General features: G+C 62.1%; 15 protein-coding genes. 14 read left to right on the top strand and 1 reads right to left on the bottom strand.

Going from position 1 to position 18,612, the window contains the following annotated elements; translation table 11 throughout:
* The first annotated feature begins 362 nt into the window (after positions 1 to 362).
* The 11 genes from NATGR_RS15340 (at position 363) to NATGR_RS15290 (ending at position 13,341) form a co-directional block, all read left to right on the top strand.
* Positions 363 to 1,457 (top strand): rhodanese-like domain-containing protein, encoded by a 1,095-nt coding sequence (locus NATGR_RS15340; RefSeq protein WP_005580975.1) that lies wholly within the window; start codon positions 363 to 365, stop codon positions 1,455 to 1,457.
* Positions 1,458 to 1,714: 257 nt separating this feature from the next.
* The gene (locus NATGR_RS15330) at positions 1,715 to 2,887 is read left to right on the top strand and encodes an NAD(P)/FAD-dependent oxidoreductase (RefSeq protein ID WP_015233774.1); all 1,173 of its coding nucleotides are present in this window, start codon (positions 1,715 to 1,717) and stop codon (positions 2,885 to 2,887) included.
* A gap of 1 nt (position 2,888) precedes the next feature.
* Entirely contained in the window at positions 2,889 to 3,728 is an 840-nt protein-coding gene (locus tag NATGR_RS15325) for a DUF1641 domain-containing protein (RefSeq protein ID WP_005580970.1), read from the top strand.
* A gap of 170 nt (positions 3,729 to 3,898) precedes the next feature.
* Positions 3,899 to 4,561, top strand: a complete 663-nt coding sequence (locus NATGR_RS15320; protein ID WP_005580969.1) for a peroxiredoxin — start codon at positions 3,899 to 3,901, stop codon at positions 4,559 to 4,561.
* Positions 4,562 to 4,743: 182 nt separating this feature from the next.
* On the top strand, positions 4,744 to 5,046 hold the full coding sequence (locus NATGR_RS15315) for a hypothetical protein (RefSeq protein WP_005580968.1): 303 nt from the start codon (positions 4,744 to 4,746) through the stop codon (positions 5,044 to 5,046).
* Between the two features lie 77 nt (positions 5,047 to 5,123).
* A complete protein-coding gene (locus NATGR_RS15310) occupies positions 5,124 to 6,176 on the top strand; it encodes an NAD(P)/FAD-dependent oxidoreductase (protein ID WP_005580967.1) in 1,053 nt (350 codons plus the stop codon).
* 287 nt (positions 6,177 to 6,463) lie between these two features.
* A complete protein-coding gene (locus tag NATGR_RS15305) occupies positions 6,464 to 7,636 on the top strand; it encodes an MBL fold metallo-hydrolase (protein WP_005580966.1) in 1,173 nt (390 codons plus the stop codon).
* A 27-nt stretch (positions 7,637 to 7,663) separates the two neighbouring features.
* Complete coding sequence (locus NATGR_RS20000; protein ID WP_005580964.1) at positions 7,664 to 7,801, top strand: DUF7512 family protein; 138 nt, start codon at positions 7,664 to 7,666, stop codon at positions 7,799 to 7,801.
* A 3-nt stretch (positions 7,802 to 7,804) separates the two neighbouring features.
* On the top strand, positions 7,805 to 8,830 hold the full coding sequence (locus NATGR_RS15300) for a sulfite exporter TauE/SafE family protein (RefSeq protein ID WP_005580962.1): 1,026 nt from the start codon (positions 7,805 to 7,807) through the stop codon (positions 8,828 to 8,830).
* 67 nt (positions 8,831 to 8,897) lie between these two features.
* Positions 8,898 to 10,748 (top strand): cation:proton antiporter domain-containing protein, encoded by a 1,851-nt coding sequence (locus tag NATGR_RS15295; RefSeq protein WP_005580960.1) that lies wholly within the window; start codon positions 8,898 to 8,900, stop codon positions 10,746 to 10,748.
* Between the two features lie 271 nt (positions 10,749 to 11,019).
* Positions 11,020 to 13,341: an amino acid permease gene (locus NATGR_RS15290; RefSeq protein WP_005580958.1), complete on the top strand. Its 2,322-nt coding sequence runs from the start codon at positions 11,020 to 11,022 to the stop codon at positions 13,339 to 13,341.
* A 90-nt stretch (positions 13,342 to 13,431) separates the two neighbouring features.
* On the opposite strand, the gene NATGR_RS15285 is transcribed toward NATGR_RS15290, so the two are convergent.
* Positions 13,432 to 14,277, bottom strand: coding sequence for a universal stress protein (locus tag NATGR_RS15285; protein WP_005580956.1), 846 nt, complete (start codon positions 14,275 to 14,277; stop codon positions 13,432 to 13,434).
* Positions 14,278 to 14,430: 153 nt separating this feature from the next.
* Here NATGR_RS15285 and NATGR_RS15280 point away from each other — a divergent pair, with 153 nt between their 5' ends.
* The 3 genes from NATGR_RS15280 (at position 14,431) to cydB (ending at position 17,847) form a co-directional block, all read left to right on the top strand.
* Positions 14,431 to 15,195 carry a helix-turn-helix domain-containing protein gene (locus NATGR_RS15280; protein WP_015233773.1) on the top strand — a complete coding sequence of 255 codons (765 nt, stop codon included), beginning with the start codon at positions 14,431 to 14,433 and terminating at the stop codon, positions 15,193 to 15,195.
* A 209-nt stretch (positions 15,196 to 15,404) separates the two neighbouring features.
* Positions 15,405 to 16,862, top strand: coding sequence for a cytochrome ubiquinol oxidase subunit I (locus NATGR_RS15275; RefSeq protein WP_172636017.1), 1,458 nt, complete (start codon positions 15,405 to 15,407; stop codon positions 16,860 to 16,862).
* Positions 16,855 to 17,847: a cytochrome d ubiquinol oxidase subunit II gene (cydB, locus tag NATGR_RS15270; RefSeq protein WP_005580952.1), complete on the top strand. Its 993-nt coding sequence runs from the start codon at positions 16,855 to 16,857 to the stop codon at positions 17,845 to 17,847. Before NATGR_RS15275 ends, cydB begins: the two co-directional genes overlap by 8 nt.
* Positions 17,848 to 18,612: the final 765 nt, after the last annotated feature.

Here is an 18,612-nt window from a genome sequence, read left to right as displayed (position 1 = left end):
TCTCATCGATGTCGTTCTCGACGAAGCCGGATATCACCGAGAGTGGGGAAGTCGAGATAAATGACCTAAATGTGAACGGGCGAGGGCTCGTTACTCGAGATCTCGTCCCGATCCGCCATCCGAATCCGAGACGTGCAGCAGTGAACGGCGATTTCGACCGTTCGATCCGGTCGATGCTGTAGACTCCGAACACCATCCGAGCAGACCGTTCGATCACCGGTGAGAAGCGAAATTGTTGCCGGCAGCCTCGCGTAGTTTACGAAAGTATGCTCGTAAAAGCATGCAATATTGTGTTCGTCCGTCCCGAGATTGTCGAGGCGAAAGAACTGTATGGGCATCCGTCCTACTATCGACAAGTAATCATGGCGGAAGACCACACTAATACTCCTCTCGAGGAGTTGCCGCCGAGTTCGAAATTCATCTACAAGACGTTGTCCGACGTCGGCCCGATGACGCTCAAGGCGTTGACGGAGGAGACGATGCTTTCCTCGCGGACAGTCCGGTACGGACTGGACCAACTCGAGGACGGTGGCTTCGTCGACTCCTCGCCCGCACTTCACGACGGCCGCCAGACGTGTTACAAACTCGACGAAGACGTCTGTGGCGTCGTTAGTAACGGCTCACCGGTGCTAGTCTCGCCCGAGTGGGTCGAAGAACGACTCTCGGAGCTCGGACGCGACGAGCCAGAGCTGCGACTCGTCGAAGCCGACAACGAGTACGACTGTGGCCACCTCCCGGGAGCAGTCCAGGTCGACATTCTCGGTGATCTCATCGACGTCAACGGCTGTGGAATCGCCGACAGGCGCTGTTTCGAGGAGTACGTGGGTGCCCGCGGCATCACGGAAGACAGTACGATCGTGGTCTACAGTAATCACCACAACCAGTACGCGGCGTACCTCTACTGGTTGTTCAAGTACTATCGACATACGGACGTACGGCTACTCGACGGGGGCAAGCAGTACTGGGAGGAGATCGGGGGCCGGACGACGACTGACGAACCAGACGTTACTACTCAGGAGTACAACGCACCCACTCCGGACGACCGAATTCGTGCCTACCGGACCGACGTAGAGGCTGCACTCTCAGAGGACGTTACGGTCGTCGACGTCCGCTCACCAGCCGAGTACCAGGGCACCGTCACCCAGCCGCCAAACAAAGACCTCCCCGAGGCACGAACGGCGGGACACATTCCCGGCACCACCCACGTGACCTGGTCCGAGATTATCGACGAAAACGGTCAGTTCAAGGACGCGACCGACCTCAAACGACTGTTCCACGACCGTAATATCCTCCCCGATACAGAGACGATCGTCTACTGTCACGTCGGCGAACGATCGTCGATCGTCTGGTTCGTCCTCTCGGAACTACTCGAGTACGAAGACGTCTCGAACTACGACGGCTCCTGGATCGAGTGGGGGAACATGATCGACGCACCGATCGAAACGAGTGTCGAGTGACACTGCTGGACAGCGGTATTCGAGTGTCGACCAGTTCGTTGCTCCGAACGTGACTGATCTGTCGTTTCTGACTGGCTACGACCCGTTCTCTGGAGTTTCGGGGCTGCGGACCGACAGCCCGTGTCCCGTCGCCTGGTGTGTCACCGACGCAGAGTTCCTGCAATATTTTCCCCGACGGTGCCTGGCTGTGAGCACTGGCTAGCAGTGTTGATTGGAGACGCAGCTTTAGGTGATACCAGACCATTATTTAGAGGTATATGACACAAATAGCTGTGTTAGGTGCCGGTTCCGGCGGTGCAATGACCGCAAACCTCCTGCGTCGTAAACTGGACGCGGACGAGGCCGATATCACCGTCGTCGACAAGAGTACAGAACACTTCTACCAGCCCTCGTTTTACCTCATTCCGTTCGGGTACCTCGAGCCCGACCAGTCCGAACACGTCGACGACCTCCTCAAGCCAGGCGTCGAGTTCGTCCACGATGCCGTCGTCGGTGTCGATCCAGACGAGAAGACGGTCTCGCTCGAGCAAACCGCGGATCTCGAGTACGACTATCTGGTGGTCACGACCGGTCACCGACTCGATCCGACCGCGACGCCCGGCCTGCTCGAAGCCTGGCAGGAGACCGACGAGGTCTACCCGTTCTATCACTACGAGGCAGCCCTCGAGATGCGCGACGCACTCGAGAACTTCGAGGAGGGAACCTTCCTCGTCACGCAGCCGGATACGCCGATCAAGTGTCCGGGTGCGCCGCTGAAGCTGACGATGCTCGCCGAGGACTACTTCCGACGGAAGGGCATCCGCGACGACGTCGAGGTCGTCATGACCCGCAACGCCGAACATCACTTTGGCGTCCAGCCCTATCGTGACAAGCTCTACGAGATCTGGAACGAGCGCGACATCGAGTTTAAAGAGAACGTCTCCGTCGAGAAGATTGACCCCGACGCGGGCGTCGTCCACGGTGCCGACGGCGAGAAGATCGAGTACGATCTCTACGCACCCGTGACACCACAGTTCGGCCAGGAGGCGATCACCGAGGGATCGCCGCTAACTGACGGCTCCGAGGACGGCGAGTACGTCACCATCGACAAACACACCTGCCAGCACGACGAATACGACGACGTCTTCGCGCTGGGAGACTGTGAGAACGCACCGCACTCGAAGACGGCCGCGGCCGCACGCAAACAGGCCCACGTCGTCAGCAAGAACCTGACATCGATGATCCGTGACAAAGCGATGCTCGCGGAGTACGACGGCTACGCCGCCTGTCCGTTGCTCACGAAGAAGGGGAAAGCGATGCTCGCGGAGTTCGACTACGAAGAGCCAATCTCCGCACCCGTCGAGAGCAAGATGAACTGGATCATGGACGTCAACGTCCTCCCGTCGGTCTACTGGGACGCCTGGATGAAAGGCTACGACCCGCTTCCGTAACATGGCACAACGAGACCAACAGGCAGCCGTCGACGGTACCGCACTCGAGAACGCCGACGCGACCGAATTCGCGCGCACGCTCGAGGAACACGACAAGGAACTGGCCGAACTGCTCGAGATGCTCGTCGTCGTCGAGGAGCTCTCGGCGGATCTCGCCCCCGAACTGCGCGAGGCCGCCCACGACTCCCGGGAGCCGATCGCCGAGGTTCGGACGGCACTCGAGCGAGAGGAGATGCTCGTGCTCGTCCAGCGGGTCGGCGAGAACGCCGACACGCTCGTCGAACTGCTCGAGACCCTCGAGGTCGTCGACGACCTCGCCGGCGACCTGGTGCCGGAGCTCAAGACGGTCGTCCGCGAGAACCGCGAGACGTTCGCCCGGCTCCGGACGGCACTCGAGCGCGAAGAGACGCTCACCCTGCTCGAACGGCTGGGCGAGAACGAGGAGACGCTGATCGAACTGCTCGAGTTGCTCGAGGTGACCTACGACCTCGCCGAGGACCTGGTCCCGGAAGCCATCTCGGTCGTCCAGGGGAACCGACGGTCGCTCACGGAGCTTCGGATGATCGTCGCCGGGATGAGCCACGCCTACGCCGATTCCGACCTCGAACCCTACCAGCTCGGACAGAACCTCGGGAACATGCTCGTACTGGGCTGTCAGCTCGGCGACGAGCAATTAATCGACTCCGTCGAGGCTGGACTCGGTGCCTTCACGGATGAAGAGCCGCCGAAGAAGGTCGGCCTGCTGGGACTGATGGGAGCGATTTTCGACGACGACGTTCGGCAGGGACTGGGCGTCCTCCTCGAGTTCCTCCGGCGGATGGGTGCCGAGCGGGCGAACTGATCGTTTCGATACCGCCCCCGATTTTCGTTCGTTGTGACTGTCACCACTACCCACGTTACCGTTCCGGAGTAGCGAAATAATCGCCCGTTCTCCTCGAGAAGGATGGAGTAGTCGAAACTATTTCTTGCTAAAGAAGTATTATAATTGGTGGTGGCGTAAGATAGATTGCAATGACTGACGAAAGCGGATTCCCGCTCATCGGAGACCAGTTCCCCGAACTCGAGGCAGAGACGACACACGGCACGAAGACAATCCCGGACGACTACGAAGGCAAGTGGTTCGTCCTCTTTAGCCATCCCGGTGACTTCACGCCCGTCTGTACGACGGAGTTCGTCGGCTTCGAACAGCGCCGCGAGGAGTTCGAAGACCTGAACGCCGAGCTGATCGGTCTCTCGATCGATCGGGTACACTCGCACATCAAGTGGACCGAGTGGATCGACGAGGAGATCGGCGAAGAGATCGGCTTCCCGATCATCGCCGACGAGAGCGGCGACGTCGCCGACACGCTCGGGATGGTGCATCCCGGCCAGGGCACTTCGACGGTTCGTGCGGTCTTTCTCGTCGACCCCGACGGCGTCACCCGTCAAGTGCTTTACTACCCCAAGGAGATCGGCCGAAACGTCGACGAGGTACTTCGCTCGCTCGAGGCACTCCAGACGTCCGACGAGGAAGATGTCGCACTGCCGGCCAACTGGCCGGAGAACGAGAACTTCGGCGACAAGGCACTGCTCTCGCCGCCTGGCACCGTCGAGGAGGTCGAAGCACGCGTCGCCGAAGCCGACACAGCGGAGTACGAATCCTACGACTGGTGGTTCACCCTGAAAGAGCTCTAACGTCGACGACATCCCACTTCACGGGCCGATGCCGCATCACGGTTTGGGTCGGCACGTCGGGACAGCAGTCTGGACGACGGACACGCCACCGTCGCGGTCGAGCCTGACGTCGCGTCGCATCTCGCTTTTTTCGCGACGACTCGTCGAAAGCGTATAAGTGGATTCGATACCGAGCCATGCGTATGGTCGAATCTGCAGACCGAGACGATCCTGCCGAGGTAGTCGAACAACTCGACCGCCTGGCGACCGGCGAGGGGCCAGGCGACGACGAACGGCGATCGGTCGAACGCCTCGCTCTCGACCTCGTTCGACACTACCACGATCGAATCAACGAACTGTACTACGAACACGACCTCTCGGACGCGACGGCAGAAGCCCGGACGCTCGAGGAGGCTGGTCTCTCGACGCCCGGAATTGCACTGGCTATGACCGCGACGGGTCGAGACGACGTGTCCGAACGGACGGTGGCGGAGTACCTGCAGTAGGGGACAGCAGCCACCGACTTGCAGCGCCAGGCTTTCGAAGACACATTTTTATTCACCCGTCGGCACTCCTTAGACACATGTCTACGGATGACGGATTCGATTACGATGTCGTAGTCGTGGGTGGCGGACCTGCCGGGCTGACGAGTGCGCTGTACACGACCAGGCTGTCGCTCGATACGCTGGTTATCGACCGAGGTGGTGGGCGTGCCGCGATGATGCGCGAGACCCACAACGTGATCGGCATCACGGAGGAGACGTCGGGCAACGAACTGTTACAGACCGCTCGCGAGCAGGTCCAAGGGTACGGAGCCGACTTCGAACGGGGACTCGTCGAGTCGGTGACGCCGCTTGGCGATTCGGCCGACGACGGCTTCCGCGTCGAGACGGGCGATGCATCCTATCACGCCTGTCGGGTCGTCCTCGCGACGGGCTTTGCCGACGAACGACCCGACCCGCCGCTGCCTCCGACCGGCCGCGGACTGCACTACTGTCTGCTCTGTGATGCCTACATGTTCGTCGACGAACCGGTCTACGTGATGGGGGCCGGCGATGCTGCCGCACGCGTCGCGATGATTATGCTCAACTACACCGACGCTGTCGATCTGCTCACCCGGGGTGAGGACCCGTCTTGGAGCGACGAGACGGCGACGATGCTCGAGCACCATCCCGTCGACGTCGTCACCGCCGAAATTGCCGCCATGAACAAAAGCGACGACGGCTGGCTCGAGTCCTTCGAGTTCGCGGACGGACAGGTACGGGCCTACAGCGGCGGGTTCCTGATGTACGGCTCTGACTACCACGACGAGGTCGTCGAGGGACTCGACCTCGAGCGGACCGAGGACGGTGCCGTCGCGGTCGACGACTACGGCCGAACGTCGGTCGACGGCGTCTACGCAGTCGGTGACCTCACGCCAGGATACAGCCAGATTCCGATCGCGATGGGTGAGGGCGCAAACGCTGGCATCACGATCCACAAGGAACTGCGAGCGTTCCCGCGTTCGCTCGAGGAACTCGAGACCGACGGTCCCGTTACCGATGCGGATGTCCCAGCACTCTCCGCTGCACTCGCTGCGACGGCAGTCGAACACGAGGGCCACGCACACTCGCCGACAGAACCCGCCGACGAGTAGCGGCGGCCCCACCTCTTCGCTGCAGGGCCAACCCAGTCGTGTGGGTCAGTTCGACACAGCAGTCGACGGTTGAACCGGTAGTATAGTTTTGCCGCCCGGAACGATCGGGCGAATTCACCGCATCAGTCCAGGGAGTTCTCTTCACCAGCCGCTGTTTGCGGGGACAATCGCCCGGTTGCGGCAACTTCTGTACGTTCTTGCCGCTAGTTCGTCGCGGGTCGCTCGAAAGCCCCAATTATTCTGGCTGGTTGAAGTCTTAATATTGGACAGTTCGAGAGTTCTACTGTATGCCTGAGACCATTTCGGCAGCAGACCTACGAGACCGAATCGAAGCCAACGACTTCGACGTGCTCTTCGACACGCGAGCACCAGAAGACTACGAAGACTGGCGGATCGCGGAAGCAGAAAACGTCGAGTACTCCGGCAGTGACGACGAACTCGTCGGCGAGTTCGACCCCGACGAGTACGAGACAGACGACGACGTCGTCGTCACGTGTGCAAGCGGTCGGTCGGCCGGACTCTTCGCCGAGTCTCTCGAGGAGCAGGGATTCGAAAACGTCGCCCACGTCGAGAACGGGATGGAAGAGTGGAGCCTGGTCTACGACGTCGTCTCGATTTCGACCGAACGCGACGACCTCGAGATCCTTCAGCTGCAGCGTCGTGCGAAGGGCTGTCTGGGCTATCTCGTCGGCTCGAAGCGAACGGGGAAGGCTGCACTCGTCGACGTCACGCGTGCGACCGATGCCTTCGAAAGTGCCGCCGCCGAACGCGGCTACGAGATCGCACGCGTCTTCGACACCCACATCCACGCCGACCACATCTCCGCGGGCCGAGACCTCGCCGAGAAGTACGACGTACCCTACCATCTCGGTGGGCCCGCGAACACGCGTGATCCCGACTACGACTTCGACGGTCTGGAGCCAAACGAGACGGTCATGGTCGGCGACATCGCCATCAAGGCGGTTCATACGCCGGGCCACACCACCGGCATGACCTCCTACCTCGTCGAAGACGAGGCCCTGCTGACCGGCGACACGCTGTTCGTCGAGTCGATCGGTCGAACTGAACTCCAGTTCGCTGGCGACGACGCGAAAGACGGTGCCCGCGTCCAGTACCAGACGCTCCAGCACAAGATCGGAACGATGCCCGACCACGTCAAGATCCTGCCCGGGCACTTCTCGGTGACCGACTGTGGCGAGTACATCGACGTCGACCCCGGTATGCCGATGTTCTCGACCGTCGGCGACATCTGGGCGAAAAACGAGATCGTCCAGCTCGAGGAAGACGCGTTCGTCGAGCACATGTTCGACAACCTCCCGTCGAAGCCGCCGAACTACGAGAAAGTCATCGAGACGAACCTCGGTGTCTACGAACCCGACGACGAGGACGAACGCAACGAACTCGAGCTCGGACCCAACCGCTGTGCAGCCACCGAGGACAGTGCCGTTGCGGACGACTAACGCCGAAATACAGTCATCTATACGCACATGCTCGGAATCGAAGGTGGAGTGGCCGGCGCGGTTGCAGTCGTCGGTTTCATCCTCGTGCAGGCGATCGTCCTCTACGTCGCGTACGGCTGGCTCGAGTCGATCGCCAAGACAGTCCACGCCAGAACGGTGAACTGACCGATGGAGCTACTCGGACTCAGCCTGTCGCTGCTCGCGTTGTTCGTGAGCTTCGGCTTCATGGTCGGGGTTCTGTTCGGGTTCTTCGGGATGGGCGGGTCGTTCTTGATTACGCCCACCCTGTTGATCCTCGACTACCCCGCTTCCGTCGCGATCGGCAGTGGGCTGGCGTTTTACTTCGGCACCTCCGTCATCGCCGTGATCAAACACTACGATGTCGGGGAAGTCGACTACAGGCTCGGCGCGGTCCTGTTCGTCGTTCTCTCGATCGGGATCGAACTCGGCAGTCGGCTCGTGTTCGCTCTCGAGGCGCTAGGAGTCGCCGAACTCGTCACGGGACTCGCGTACATCTTCCTGCTTGCGGGGATCGGCCTGCTGTTCCTCCGGCGGGCCTACAACCTCGAGGACGACGATGACGACGGTGAGGACGTCGACGACGACAACATCCCGCCGATCGGCCAGAAGATCCAGTCGTATACCGTTCCTCCGATGATCTCGCTGACGTCCGGTGGTCGGGCCTCGCTGTGGACGATCTCTGGGGCGGGTGGCGGCGTCGGAATCGTCTCGGGACTGATCGGCGTCGGCGGCGGCTTCATCCGGATGCCGGCGATCCACTACCTGATCGGGACGCCACTGACCGCCGCCGTCGGGACGAGCCTGTTTGCCGGGCTCTTCTCGGGGGCCTACGGGACGTTCACCTACGGCATGTCTGGCAGCGTCGACCTCGCTGTCGTCTCGATGCTCCTCGTCGGCAGCGCCCTCGGTGCCAAGATCGGCTCGGCAGCGACGACGGTCGTCGAAGAGAACGACGTGATCGTCTACTTCGGGTTGATGATGCTGTTTGCCAGTGCGGGCATCGCGTTGAGCGAACTCTCCGAGTGGATCGGAATGGAGGGACTCGAACTGGTGAGTGTCCTCTTGCTTGTCGGTTCGTCGTTCGTCGTCGCCCTGCTGATCCTGTCCGAGGTCGTTCGGACGGTCGACGTGGACGACTCACACGCACAAACGACGTCCGACGGAGGTGACTGATGGCTCCCGAGAGGCGACTGCACAGCGTCGAAACGATCGGTGATTCCGCCGTCACAGTATCGCCGTGATGCTCGTCGCTATCGTCGCGCTCGTCCTGGCACTCGGCGTCGCCTCTCGCGTTCTCGCCGACCGGGTGCGAGTGCCGAGCGTCCTCTTTCTGATCGGTGCCGGCATCGCTATCGGTCCGGAAGGGCTGGGACTCGTCTCCCAGGAGACGTTCGGCGGCGGTCTCTCGGCGATGGTCGGCGTCAGCGTCGCGATCATCCTCTTCGAGGGCGGCTATCACTTACGTCTGGAAAAACTTCGGGAGAGCCCGACCGCTCTCACGCGAATCGTGACCGTCGGTGCAGCGATCACCTGGCTCGGGACGGCAGCGGCGGTCGTCGTCTTCCTCGAGACGAGCCTCGAGGTCGGGTTGCTGGTCGGTGCGCTGTTGATCGCGACCGGTCCGACGGTGATCGGGCCGATCCTGCAGGTCGTCACTGTCCGTGACCACGTCGCGGCCGTCCTCGAGGGCGAGGGGGTCATCAACGACGTCACAGCGGCCGTCCTCGTGGTCGTCGTCTTCGAGGTGTTGATCGCCGGCGATGGCAGTCTCGTTCACCTCGCCTCCGAGTTCGTGGGTCGGTTACTCGTCGGGCTGGCGGTCGGCGCGTCCGTCGCCGGAGTCGTGTGGCTGGTCCTCTCGCGGTCGAACCTCTCTCCGAGGACTGGTCCATTACACGCCCGATTGATCGTCCTCGCGGGGATCGTCGTCGCCTACGGTGGCGCGGAACTGATCGCCCACGAGACGGGGATCGCCGCGGCCGCGATGGCCGGCTTCACGCTCGGCAACGTCGACATCCCCCACCACGAGGCAGTGATCGACTTCCTCGACGACCTCTCGGTGGTCGTCCTCTCGTTCGTCTTCGTCGCGCTGGCGGCGTTGATCGATTTCGACGACATCCTCGCACTCGGCCTGGCCGGGCTCGCCATCGTCGCCGCGATTACAGTGGTGTTGCGGCCGGCCGTCATCTACCTTGCTACCACCAGTGAACGGTTCACTCGTAACGAACGCCTCTTTCTCTCGGCGGTCGGCCCGCGCGGGATCATTCCCGCGAGCGTCGCCACGCTGTTCGCCGTCGAACTCCAGACACTGGGCCGCCCACAGGAGGCTCAGTTGCTCGCCGGCACCGTCTTTCTCATCATCTTCGCGACGGTCGTCCTCCAGGCCGGCCTCGCACGACAGATCGCGGACTATCTCGAGGTGTCACCAATGCGCACGATAATCGTCGGCGGGGGCCGCGTCGGGCTCTCGCTCGCAGAACGGCTCGAACAGGACGGAGAGAACGTCCTCGTCGTCGACGAGGACCCGGATGCAGTCGAGAACGTCCGCAAACGCGGACTGCGGGCGCTCGAGGGCGACGGCACCGACGCCGACATCCTCGAGGCGGCCAGCGTCTCGGAGGCCAAGACGGTCATCGCGGTCACGCCCAACGACGACGTCAACCTGTTGGTCTGCCAGCTCGCGACGACGACCTTCGGCGTCGAGACGGTCGCCTCGCGAGTCAACCAGCCCGACAACGTCGACGCCTTCGAGTCGCTGGATGTCCGGGCGATCGACCTCTCGATGGCGACCGCCTGGTCGCTCGAGAACGTCCTCGAGCGACCGTCGCTGTCGGCGTGGATGAACGAACTCGGCCGGACTGGTGACGTCCAGGAGATCGAGGTGACGGCCGCCGATCTCGTCGGGAAGACGATCGCCGAAGTCAACGCCGAGATTCCGGACGGCTGTATCGTCGGCCTGCTCACCCACGAGGACGGACAGACGGAAGTCCCGACTGGCGAGCACCGATTGCAGGCCGGTGACCGCGTGACGTTTCTCGGGCAGACGGACGCGGTCGACAGGGCTATCAAGCGATTTCATCCACACGATTGAGCGATTCGTTTCACAGCCACGACGCTGACCCAGAACACAGCCACTCGTAATCAGACACTATGACACGAACACGATCGACTCAGTGCACGACCCGTTACCGCCGGTTCCGTACTGACCCTGTCGGACGAAGGTCACCGAAGAGCGGCCGCCGGGCTGGAACAGCGGCCGCTCACGACGCCCGACAGTACGAACAGGGACGGCTGTGGCGGCAACGACAGACGAGAGACGAGATAGTCACGTCGGATGGCTCCGGGCGAGGTGATGCCGAGAGATGACGAGCGATTTACAGCGCGATCTCGGGCTGCCGGCGACGACGGCGATCGCGATCGGGGCGATGGTCGGGAGCGGCATCTTCATTCTCCCTGGGATCGCGTATGCGTCGGCCGGCCCGGCAGTGGTCGTCGCCTACGCGATCGCTGGATTGCTCGTGTTGCCGGCGGCGTTGTCGGCGTCGGAGATGGCGACGGCGATGCCGGAAGACGGCGGCTCGTACGTCTACGTCGAGCGGGGAATGGGACCGCTACTCGGGACGATCGCCGGTATCGGGAACTGGTTCATGCTCTCGTTCAAAGGCGCACTCGCGTTGATCGGGGGCGTCCCGTATCTCGTCTACGTCGCACCCGGACTCGCGGAGTACATCCTCCCGATCGCACTCGGACTGGCGCTTTTGTTTACGATCCTGAACGTCGTCAGTACGAAAAGCACCGGTAGCCTCCAGTTTGCGATCGTCGGCGTGATGATGTTGGCCATGGGGTATTTCGTGATCGGTGGCTTCCCCGACGTGACGCCGTCACAGACTGCTGGCTCGTTCGATCTTGCATCCGAGGGAATCCTCGCGGCGACGGGACTGGTGTTCGTCTCCTACGCCGGGGTGATCAAGGTCGCTGCGGTCGCCGAAGAGGTCAAAGATCCCGGGACGACGATCCCGCGAGCGATGATCGGTTCGCTGCTGGCGACGACCGCCCTCTACGTGCTGATCGTCTACGTCGCCATCGGCGTCGCACCCGACCTCTCACCTGGTGGCGGGTTCGTTCCGGAGGGCGGCGAAGAGGTCGCGTCGATCGCGTACGCAGCAGAGGCAGCCCTCGGAGAACTCGGTGCAGTGCTGATCGTCATTGCGGCGCTGCTGGCACTGGCCTCGACGGCGAATGCGGGCCTACTGTCGGCCTCACGGTTCCCGTTCGCGATGGCCCGTGACGGTCTCGTCCCCGAACGGTTCGAACACCTTCACGACCGATTCAAGACTCCTGCGTTCGCAGTCGCCGTCACTGGCGGCGTGATGATGGTGATGATCGCGACACTGCCGATCGAACAGGTCGCGAAGTTCGGGTCGGCGTTCCAGATCCTCGTGTTCATCCTCGTGAACCTGGCCATCGTGGGCTTCCGTGAAGGGGCTGTCGAGGACTACGATCCCGAGTTCGTCGCGCCACTGTACCCCTGGACCCAGCTCGCCGGAATGGCCGGCGGCGTGATCGTCCTCACGCAGATGGGGACCGTGCCGTTTCTCGGCGCAGTCGCCATCACGCTCGTCTCGATCGCCTGGTACGTTGGCTACGCCCGGCCACGGATCGACCGGGAAGGTGCCGCTCGTGCCGGTGCTCGAGAGAACGTCAGCCAAAGTGCACTGGACCGAACGCGAGACCTGTTCGAATCTGACGAAGAGTACGACGTCCTCGTAGCGATCACCGACAACACGTCCCCCGATGCCAGACGTGATCTGCTTCGGATGGCGACCGACATGGGACGGTTACGGTCGACGACGGTTTCGGCCGTGGAGTTCGTCGACGTTCCCCACCAGATGTTCGACGGAGATCACGCCGACGTGTTTGCAGACGACCCGCCAGAGTGGCTTCCCTCCGGCGACGACGCTCCCTCGTGGTTTCCCGAGAATCACGACGTGCATCGACCGGCACGCACGTCCGGCGGAGCGACGGACGCCGACCGTCCACCGGTGACGGACACGCACATCGAGTACCGGGAGATCGACAGCGAAGACCACAACCGGGCGATCGTCGACTTCGCTACCTACGGAAACTACGACCTGATCGTCGCCGAACGCGATCGAGCGCAGTTCCACCGGCGACTGTTCGGCGGCGGCACCGACTGGCTGCTCAAGAACGCACCCTGTGACGTGATGCTGGTGGACGACGACGGCTTCGACGATGCCGACGAGATCGCCGTCGTCGCCAACCGCGGGGCCTACGATCCGCTGAAGTTACTGTTTGCAGACGCCGTCGCCGAAGAGACAGGTGCCGAACTCAATCTCCTGCAGGCGATCGCAGCGGACGCGCCAGAGACGCAGCGAGAGACGATCGAGCGGTATCACGAGGAGCTGTTCTCGCTACTGACGGTACCGGCCCGATCGACCGTCATCGAGACCGACGACGAGATCGCTGGCCTGACGCGATTCGTCGGTGATGCCGACCTGCTCGTGACTGGCGTCGACCGCACCGGGATGAGCGCACGATTCCTCGGGCGGCCGGGTAATCGCCTCGTCGAACGCGTCGATACGACCGCCGTCATGGTCCAGACCCGCGACGGCCGCCGTCCCGGCCTGCTCCAGCGGCTGTTGCTGAACTACCTGTTCGGCTGACTGGTATCTACCCCGTGCGTTTTTTCACGAGCCACTGAAAACCGTTCACGGGCGTCGGCTGCAGTCGGCGTGACCAGAAACGCGAGTCGATCAGACGGTTCGTTCCGGCGGAACGAGAAGGACGTTCCCGTCTGCGTTCGCGATGACCGATTCGGAGACGCTACCGAGCAACAGTCGCCGGAGTCGGCTCCTGCCACGCGATCCGAGCAACGTCGTCGTCGGTTCGTACTCGGCCTCGACTGCGAGAATTTCGTCTACAGGATCGCCGCGTCGAACGTCCGTGGTGGCGTCGACGTCCCACTCCTCGAGTCGATCGGCCAGTTCGGCGAGTCGCTGCCCGGGATCGGCGTCGCCGTCGGGGCCCGGACTGGTTTCCGTCTGGACGTGGACGAGCGTCGCCTCCTGGGTCGCGTGGCGGAGATAGGAGAACGCCTCGAAGGCACGGTCTGCGTTCTCGGAGAAGTCAGTCGCGTACAACGTTCGTTCGAACAGGTGTTTCTCGACGAGTGCCGGATCGTCGACGCCGCGTTCGATCCGGTTGACTAGCAACGGCACGACCGTCGTCCGTGCGAGGTTCCGCGTCGTCGACCCGATGAGTCGGTTCTCGAGTGGGCTCTTCCCGCGCGAACTGACGATCGACAGGTCGGCTCCGACGGACTCTGCGATACCGTTGATCCGGCGGTGGGGCGTTCCACGGACGACGTGCGTTTCGACGCCGAGGCCGGCACCTTCGATCACCTCCTGGTAACGGTCGAGTGCCCGTCGTCGTCGTTTCACGTGATCGATCCCGGGCGTGCCGGCGTGGACGTTGTCCGGAACGACCGTGACGAGATGCAGTTCCTCGACGCCGATTCGGCCGAGACACTCGAGGCAGGTCTCGTTCTCGATCGCCGCTTCACTGGCAGCAGACAGGTCTGTCGCATACACTGCTTTCATACGTCTCTCTCGTGGCTGATGGATACTATCTCTGCTGGTTCGATCGACTAGGGGCGTGCAATATTTTCACCTACCAGTGTTCGGCAGTCCGCATCGACCGAAAATCGTCCCGTTGCGACCCCTTTAGGCGTCACGGTCGCTATATCGACCAGGATGAGCGAATCAATGGCCCGTCTCCGCGAGTTTACCTTTACGCTGACGTACGAACCTGGTGAGGATCAGGTCGTGGACGTCTTCCACGACCATCCGAACCTCCGGGCGTCGACGGTCGACGTCACGACCGGACAGACCTCCTGTGTCCGTCTCGTCCAGCTTACCGGCCCGCCCGAGGCAGCCGATCGACTCGAGACGACCCTCGCCGACCGCGACTACCTCCCGCGGGCGATCGGGACGGATCGATGCTGTGGTACCAGCACGTCCTACCGACTCGAGTGTAGCGCGAGACGACGCCTGATCTATGCCTACGTCGGAGACGTCTGTGACTGCCGATCGATCCACAACGTCGCGTCGGACCACCTCGATCGAGGGACGATCTTCGAATCCTGCAATCACGCCGGTCGGGAGCGATGGCGACTGCTGATGCGGTCCGACGAGGAGGTTGGGGCACTGTACGACGATCTCGAGACGTTCTGTCGTGACGGCGTCTCCGTCGAGGTCGGACACATCGGCGACGCGACCGAGTGGCACGGCGACGCGGTCGTCGACGACGACCTGACGGGATCACAGCGCGAGGCGATCGAGCAGGCGGCTGCCAGGGGGTACTACGAACGCCCTCGGGCGATCACGATCGGTGAGCTCGCGTCGGAACTCGACGTTCCCGAATCGACGCTCTCCTACCGGCTCCGGATGGCCGAGTCGCGACTCGTCAAGCGGTACCTGGATCGGTTCCCAGCGTCAGACGACGCGACTTTGGTCTAAGGTCGAATCTGGTTCTGTTCCCCTCGAGTGTCAGTCGTCACTGTCCTCACTCGCTCATTTTGATCATTTGCCCACTAGAAGAGCGGTTTGACAGTCGAAAGAAGCCTATAACATAGGTTATAGTTTGGTTTGTTCATCGAAACTTGGCGATAGCCGAATACCAGTTTACCACCGCCGATACCCTACCGTCGGGTAACGGTGAACACGACATGCACCCCAAGACGGTAGAGTTACTCACGACAGCGACGGCCGAACTCGCGCCACTGCTCGCTCTCTCGCCCGAACTCGCCAGTCGGATTCAGTTCGGCTGGGCGATCACGATCCACATCATCTTCGCGGCGCTCTCGGTCGGACTCGCACCGTTTCTCGTCTACTTCACCGTCCAGGAAGTCAGGACGGGCAAACGACGATACGCACGACTCAGGAAGTTCTGGACGAAAATCTTCGCCGTCGGGTTCATCATGGGAACGGTCACTGGAATCCCGATGGGCTTTATGTTCGGGACCAACTTCGGGGCGTTCTCGACGACCGCCGGCGAACTGATCGGCGGCCCACTCTCTTTCGAGGCGAAGATGGCTTTCTTCCTCGAGGCCGTCTTCCTCGGCGTGTTGCTGTTCGGTCGGGAGCGAGTCTCCGACCGATTCTACGCGCTCTCGTCGGTCATGGTCGCGCTCGGTGCGTGGCTCTCGGCGTTCTGGATCCTCGTCGTCAACTCCTGGATGCAGACCCCGCGTGGGCACGAGGTCGTGATGGAAGACGGCATCCCGATCGCCCAGCTTACCGACCCGCTCGCAGCGTTTTTCAACCCCCGATTCCCGTGGATGTACGTCCACATGCAAAACGCCGCGGTCATCTCGGTGACCCTCCTGATCGTAGGACTCGCCGCCTACTTCGTCTGGAAGAACCGTGACAGCAAGGTCTGGAAGACCGCACTCCGGGCCGGTCTCGTCGTCTTACTCCTGACGTCGGCGTTCCAGGCCATCCACGGCGACATGTACGGCCGCCACGTCGCCGAGACCCAGCCACACAAGTTCGCCGCCATGGAAGCACACTACGAAACCGGCCAGGCCGATCTCCACCTGATCGCGCTCCCGACCGAACTCGAGTCGCTCACCGATCCGCGGGCGGACAACCTCTATACGATTAGTATCCCACACCTGGCGTCGTTCCTCGCAAGCGGGGGTGATCCGACCGCCGAGGTAACCGGTCTCAACGACTTCGAGTACGAATCACCGCCAGTCGCGTGGGTGTTCTGGTCGTTCCGGATCATGGTCGGGCTTGGCTTCTGGTTCATCGCGCTGGGGGCCTGGGGCACCTACCGGGCCTGGCGCGGCGGTCTCGCCGACGACGACCGGCTGCTGAAGGCACTGATGCTCTCGTCGCCGCTCGGGTTCGTCGCCCTGATCACCGGCTGGTACGTCGCCGAAATCGGTCGCCAGCCGTGGATCATTCAGGACGTTCTCACGACCGCAGAGGGCGTCTCGCCGCCACTTTCCGGGACCGAAGCGACGCTGACGCTCGTCGCGTTCGTGATCGGATACATCCTGCTGTTTGGCGTCTTCCTCTACGTCTTCGGCCGGATCGTCGACGAAGAGGCGCAACGACACGAAGTCGACAGCGAGGAAGACGACCACCCCGATGCGCCGGAGGTGACCGCCGATGACTAGCGTGCTGTCGGACTCGGCGTACTTGCTCGAGTCGCTGCCGGAGCTGTGGTTCGGCCTCGTCGTCGTCGCGCTGGGTGGCTACCTCCTACTCGACGGCTTCGACTTCGGGCTCGGCATCCTCTTCGTCGAAGCCGACGAGCGAGAGCGCGAGACCATGCTCGCGGCGTTCGGTCCGCTGTGGAAGGCAAACGAGGTGTGGCTCGTTCTGTTCGGGACAGTGCTTTTTGCCGGTTTCCCAGCGGTCTACGCCAACATCCTGTCGCGCTACTACCTGCTCGTGTTCGCGATCCTGTTCGCGCTGTCGCTGCGAGGACTGGGATCGAAACTCCGCGAGGAGCGTGACGACGAGACGTGGGTCCGATTCTGGGATACCTGCTTCGTCGCCGGCAGTACCGCGTCCCCGTTCCTGCTCGGCGTATTCGTCGCGAGCTGGGTCCTCGGTGAGCCGTCTGCGCTCGCGATCGCTCCGCTCGTCGTCGGACTGACTGTCGTCGCGCTTACCGTCGTCCTCGGCGGGACGTTCCTGGGCGTCAAGACCAGGGGCGACCTCCGAACACGTGTCACCCAGCGTGGCCAACTAGCCACGATCGTCTACGTCGCACTGTTCGCGCTGACGGCGATCGTCCTGTTCGGTCGGTACCCCGACCTCCAGCCGGTGCTCTTGTCGTGCTCGACCGTCGCTATCGTCGTCGCGACGCTCGCGTTCGCAGTCGTTACTATCGGGTCGGTCGCTCGAGAGCGCTACCACGCCGCGGTGCTCGGTGCCGCGGGACTCGCGGGTGCGTTCGTCGGCTTCGTCGCTACCCTGCTGTACCCCTATGTCGATCCCGCAGCCGAGTTGACGATCGCCGACGCCGTCGTCTCACCACTCGCACTCAACATGACGGCCATCATGGCGGCGATCTTTCTCCCGATCATCGGCGGGTACTTCCTGTTTCTGTACTCGCTGTTTCGCGGCCCGGCGACGCTAGAGGGGAGGTACTAGTACCGCCCCAAGTCTACTCTGACTAGTGCACTCTACTTCTGATCGAGAATCGTGATCGGTTTGGGCCAACTCTCAACTAGTCGGTCCACGCTTGAGACAGTACTAGTACCGTCCCAACCGTCGACTGACGGGTCGAATCGAGCGACACCGCCAGATTCGACCCATCAGTTCAGGCTTGGCCCGCCACTAGTGCCTTGGCAAGCCTAAACAGATGAGTGAAACCGAATGCGGTCGTCTGGGTTTACTCATCAGTCGACGCTTGGGACGGTACTAGTAGAGAGCACTCATCGCCGCGACTGCGGTAGTGGCCGACAGCGGACCGTACGAGCCGTTCTTCGATCATCGACGGCTCCGCCGTCCGACGACAGTCGTCGAGCGTACGCGACACCGGTCAGCCGGCTCTCTTTGCCATACCTTTTCCTCCCGGTATGATTACTACTATCGAATGTGATCGTATATTTTTCACGTTATCTGTCTGGTGTCTACCTCGAGCACGGGCCATTCAAAGAACAGGCAGATAGTTTGTATCTGGGCTCGTACAGAACTCTTCGAGGGCTCCAACTGAAGTCTGCCAGCAGCGAAGACTACGACCAACTCGAGAGAAAACAGTTTGCTGTCCAGAATGATATCTGAGACATATAGTATTATATCTAACATGAGTGTGGTTAGAGCCCGTCAACTACAATTGTCTTAATCACACAATATGTCGGAGGTCTGATAACCTCGCCGTCCAGACTAACTCCGATCAGACGCCATCGTCCGGAG

Origin of the sequence: Natronobacterium gregoryi SP2 (genome assembly GCF_000230715.2) — an archaeon.
Taxonomy (GTDB): domain Archaea; phylum Halobacteriota; class Halobacteria; order Halobacteriales; family Natrialbaceae; genus Natronobacterium; species Natronobacterium gregoryi.
This window is presented reverse-complemented; position numbering and strand designations above follow the sequence as displayed.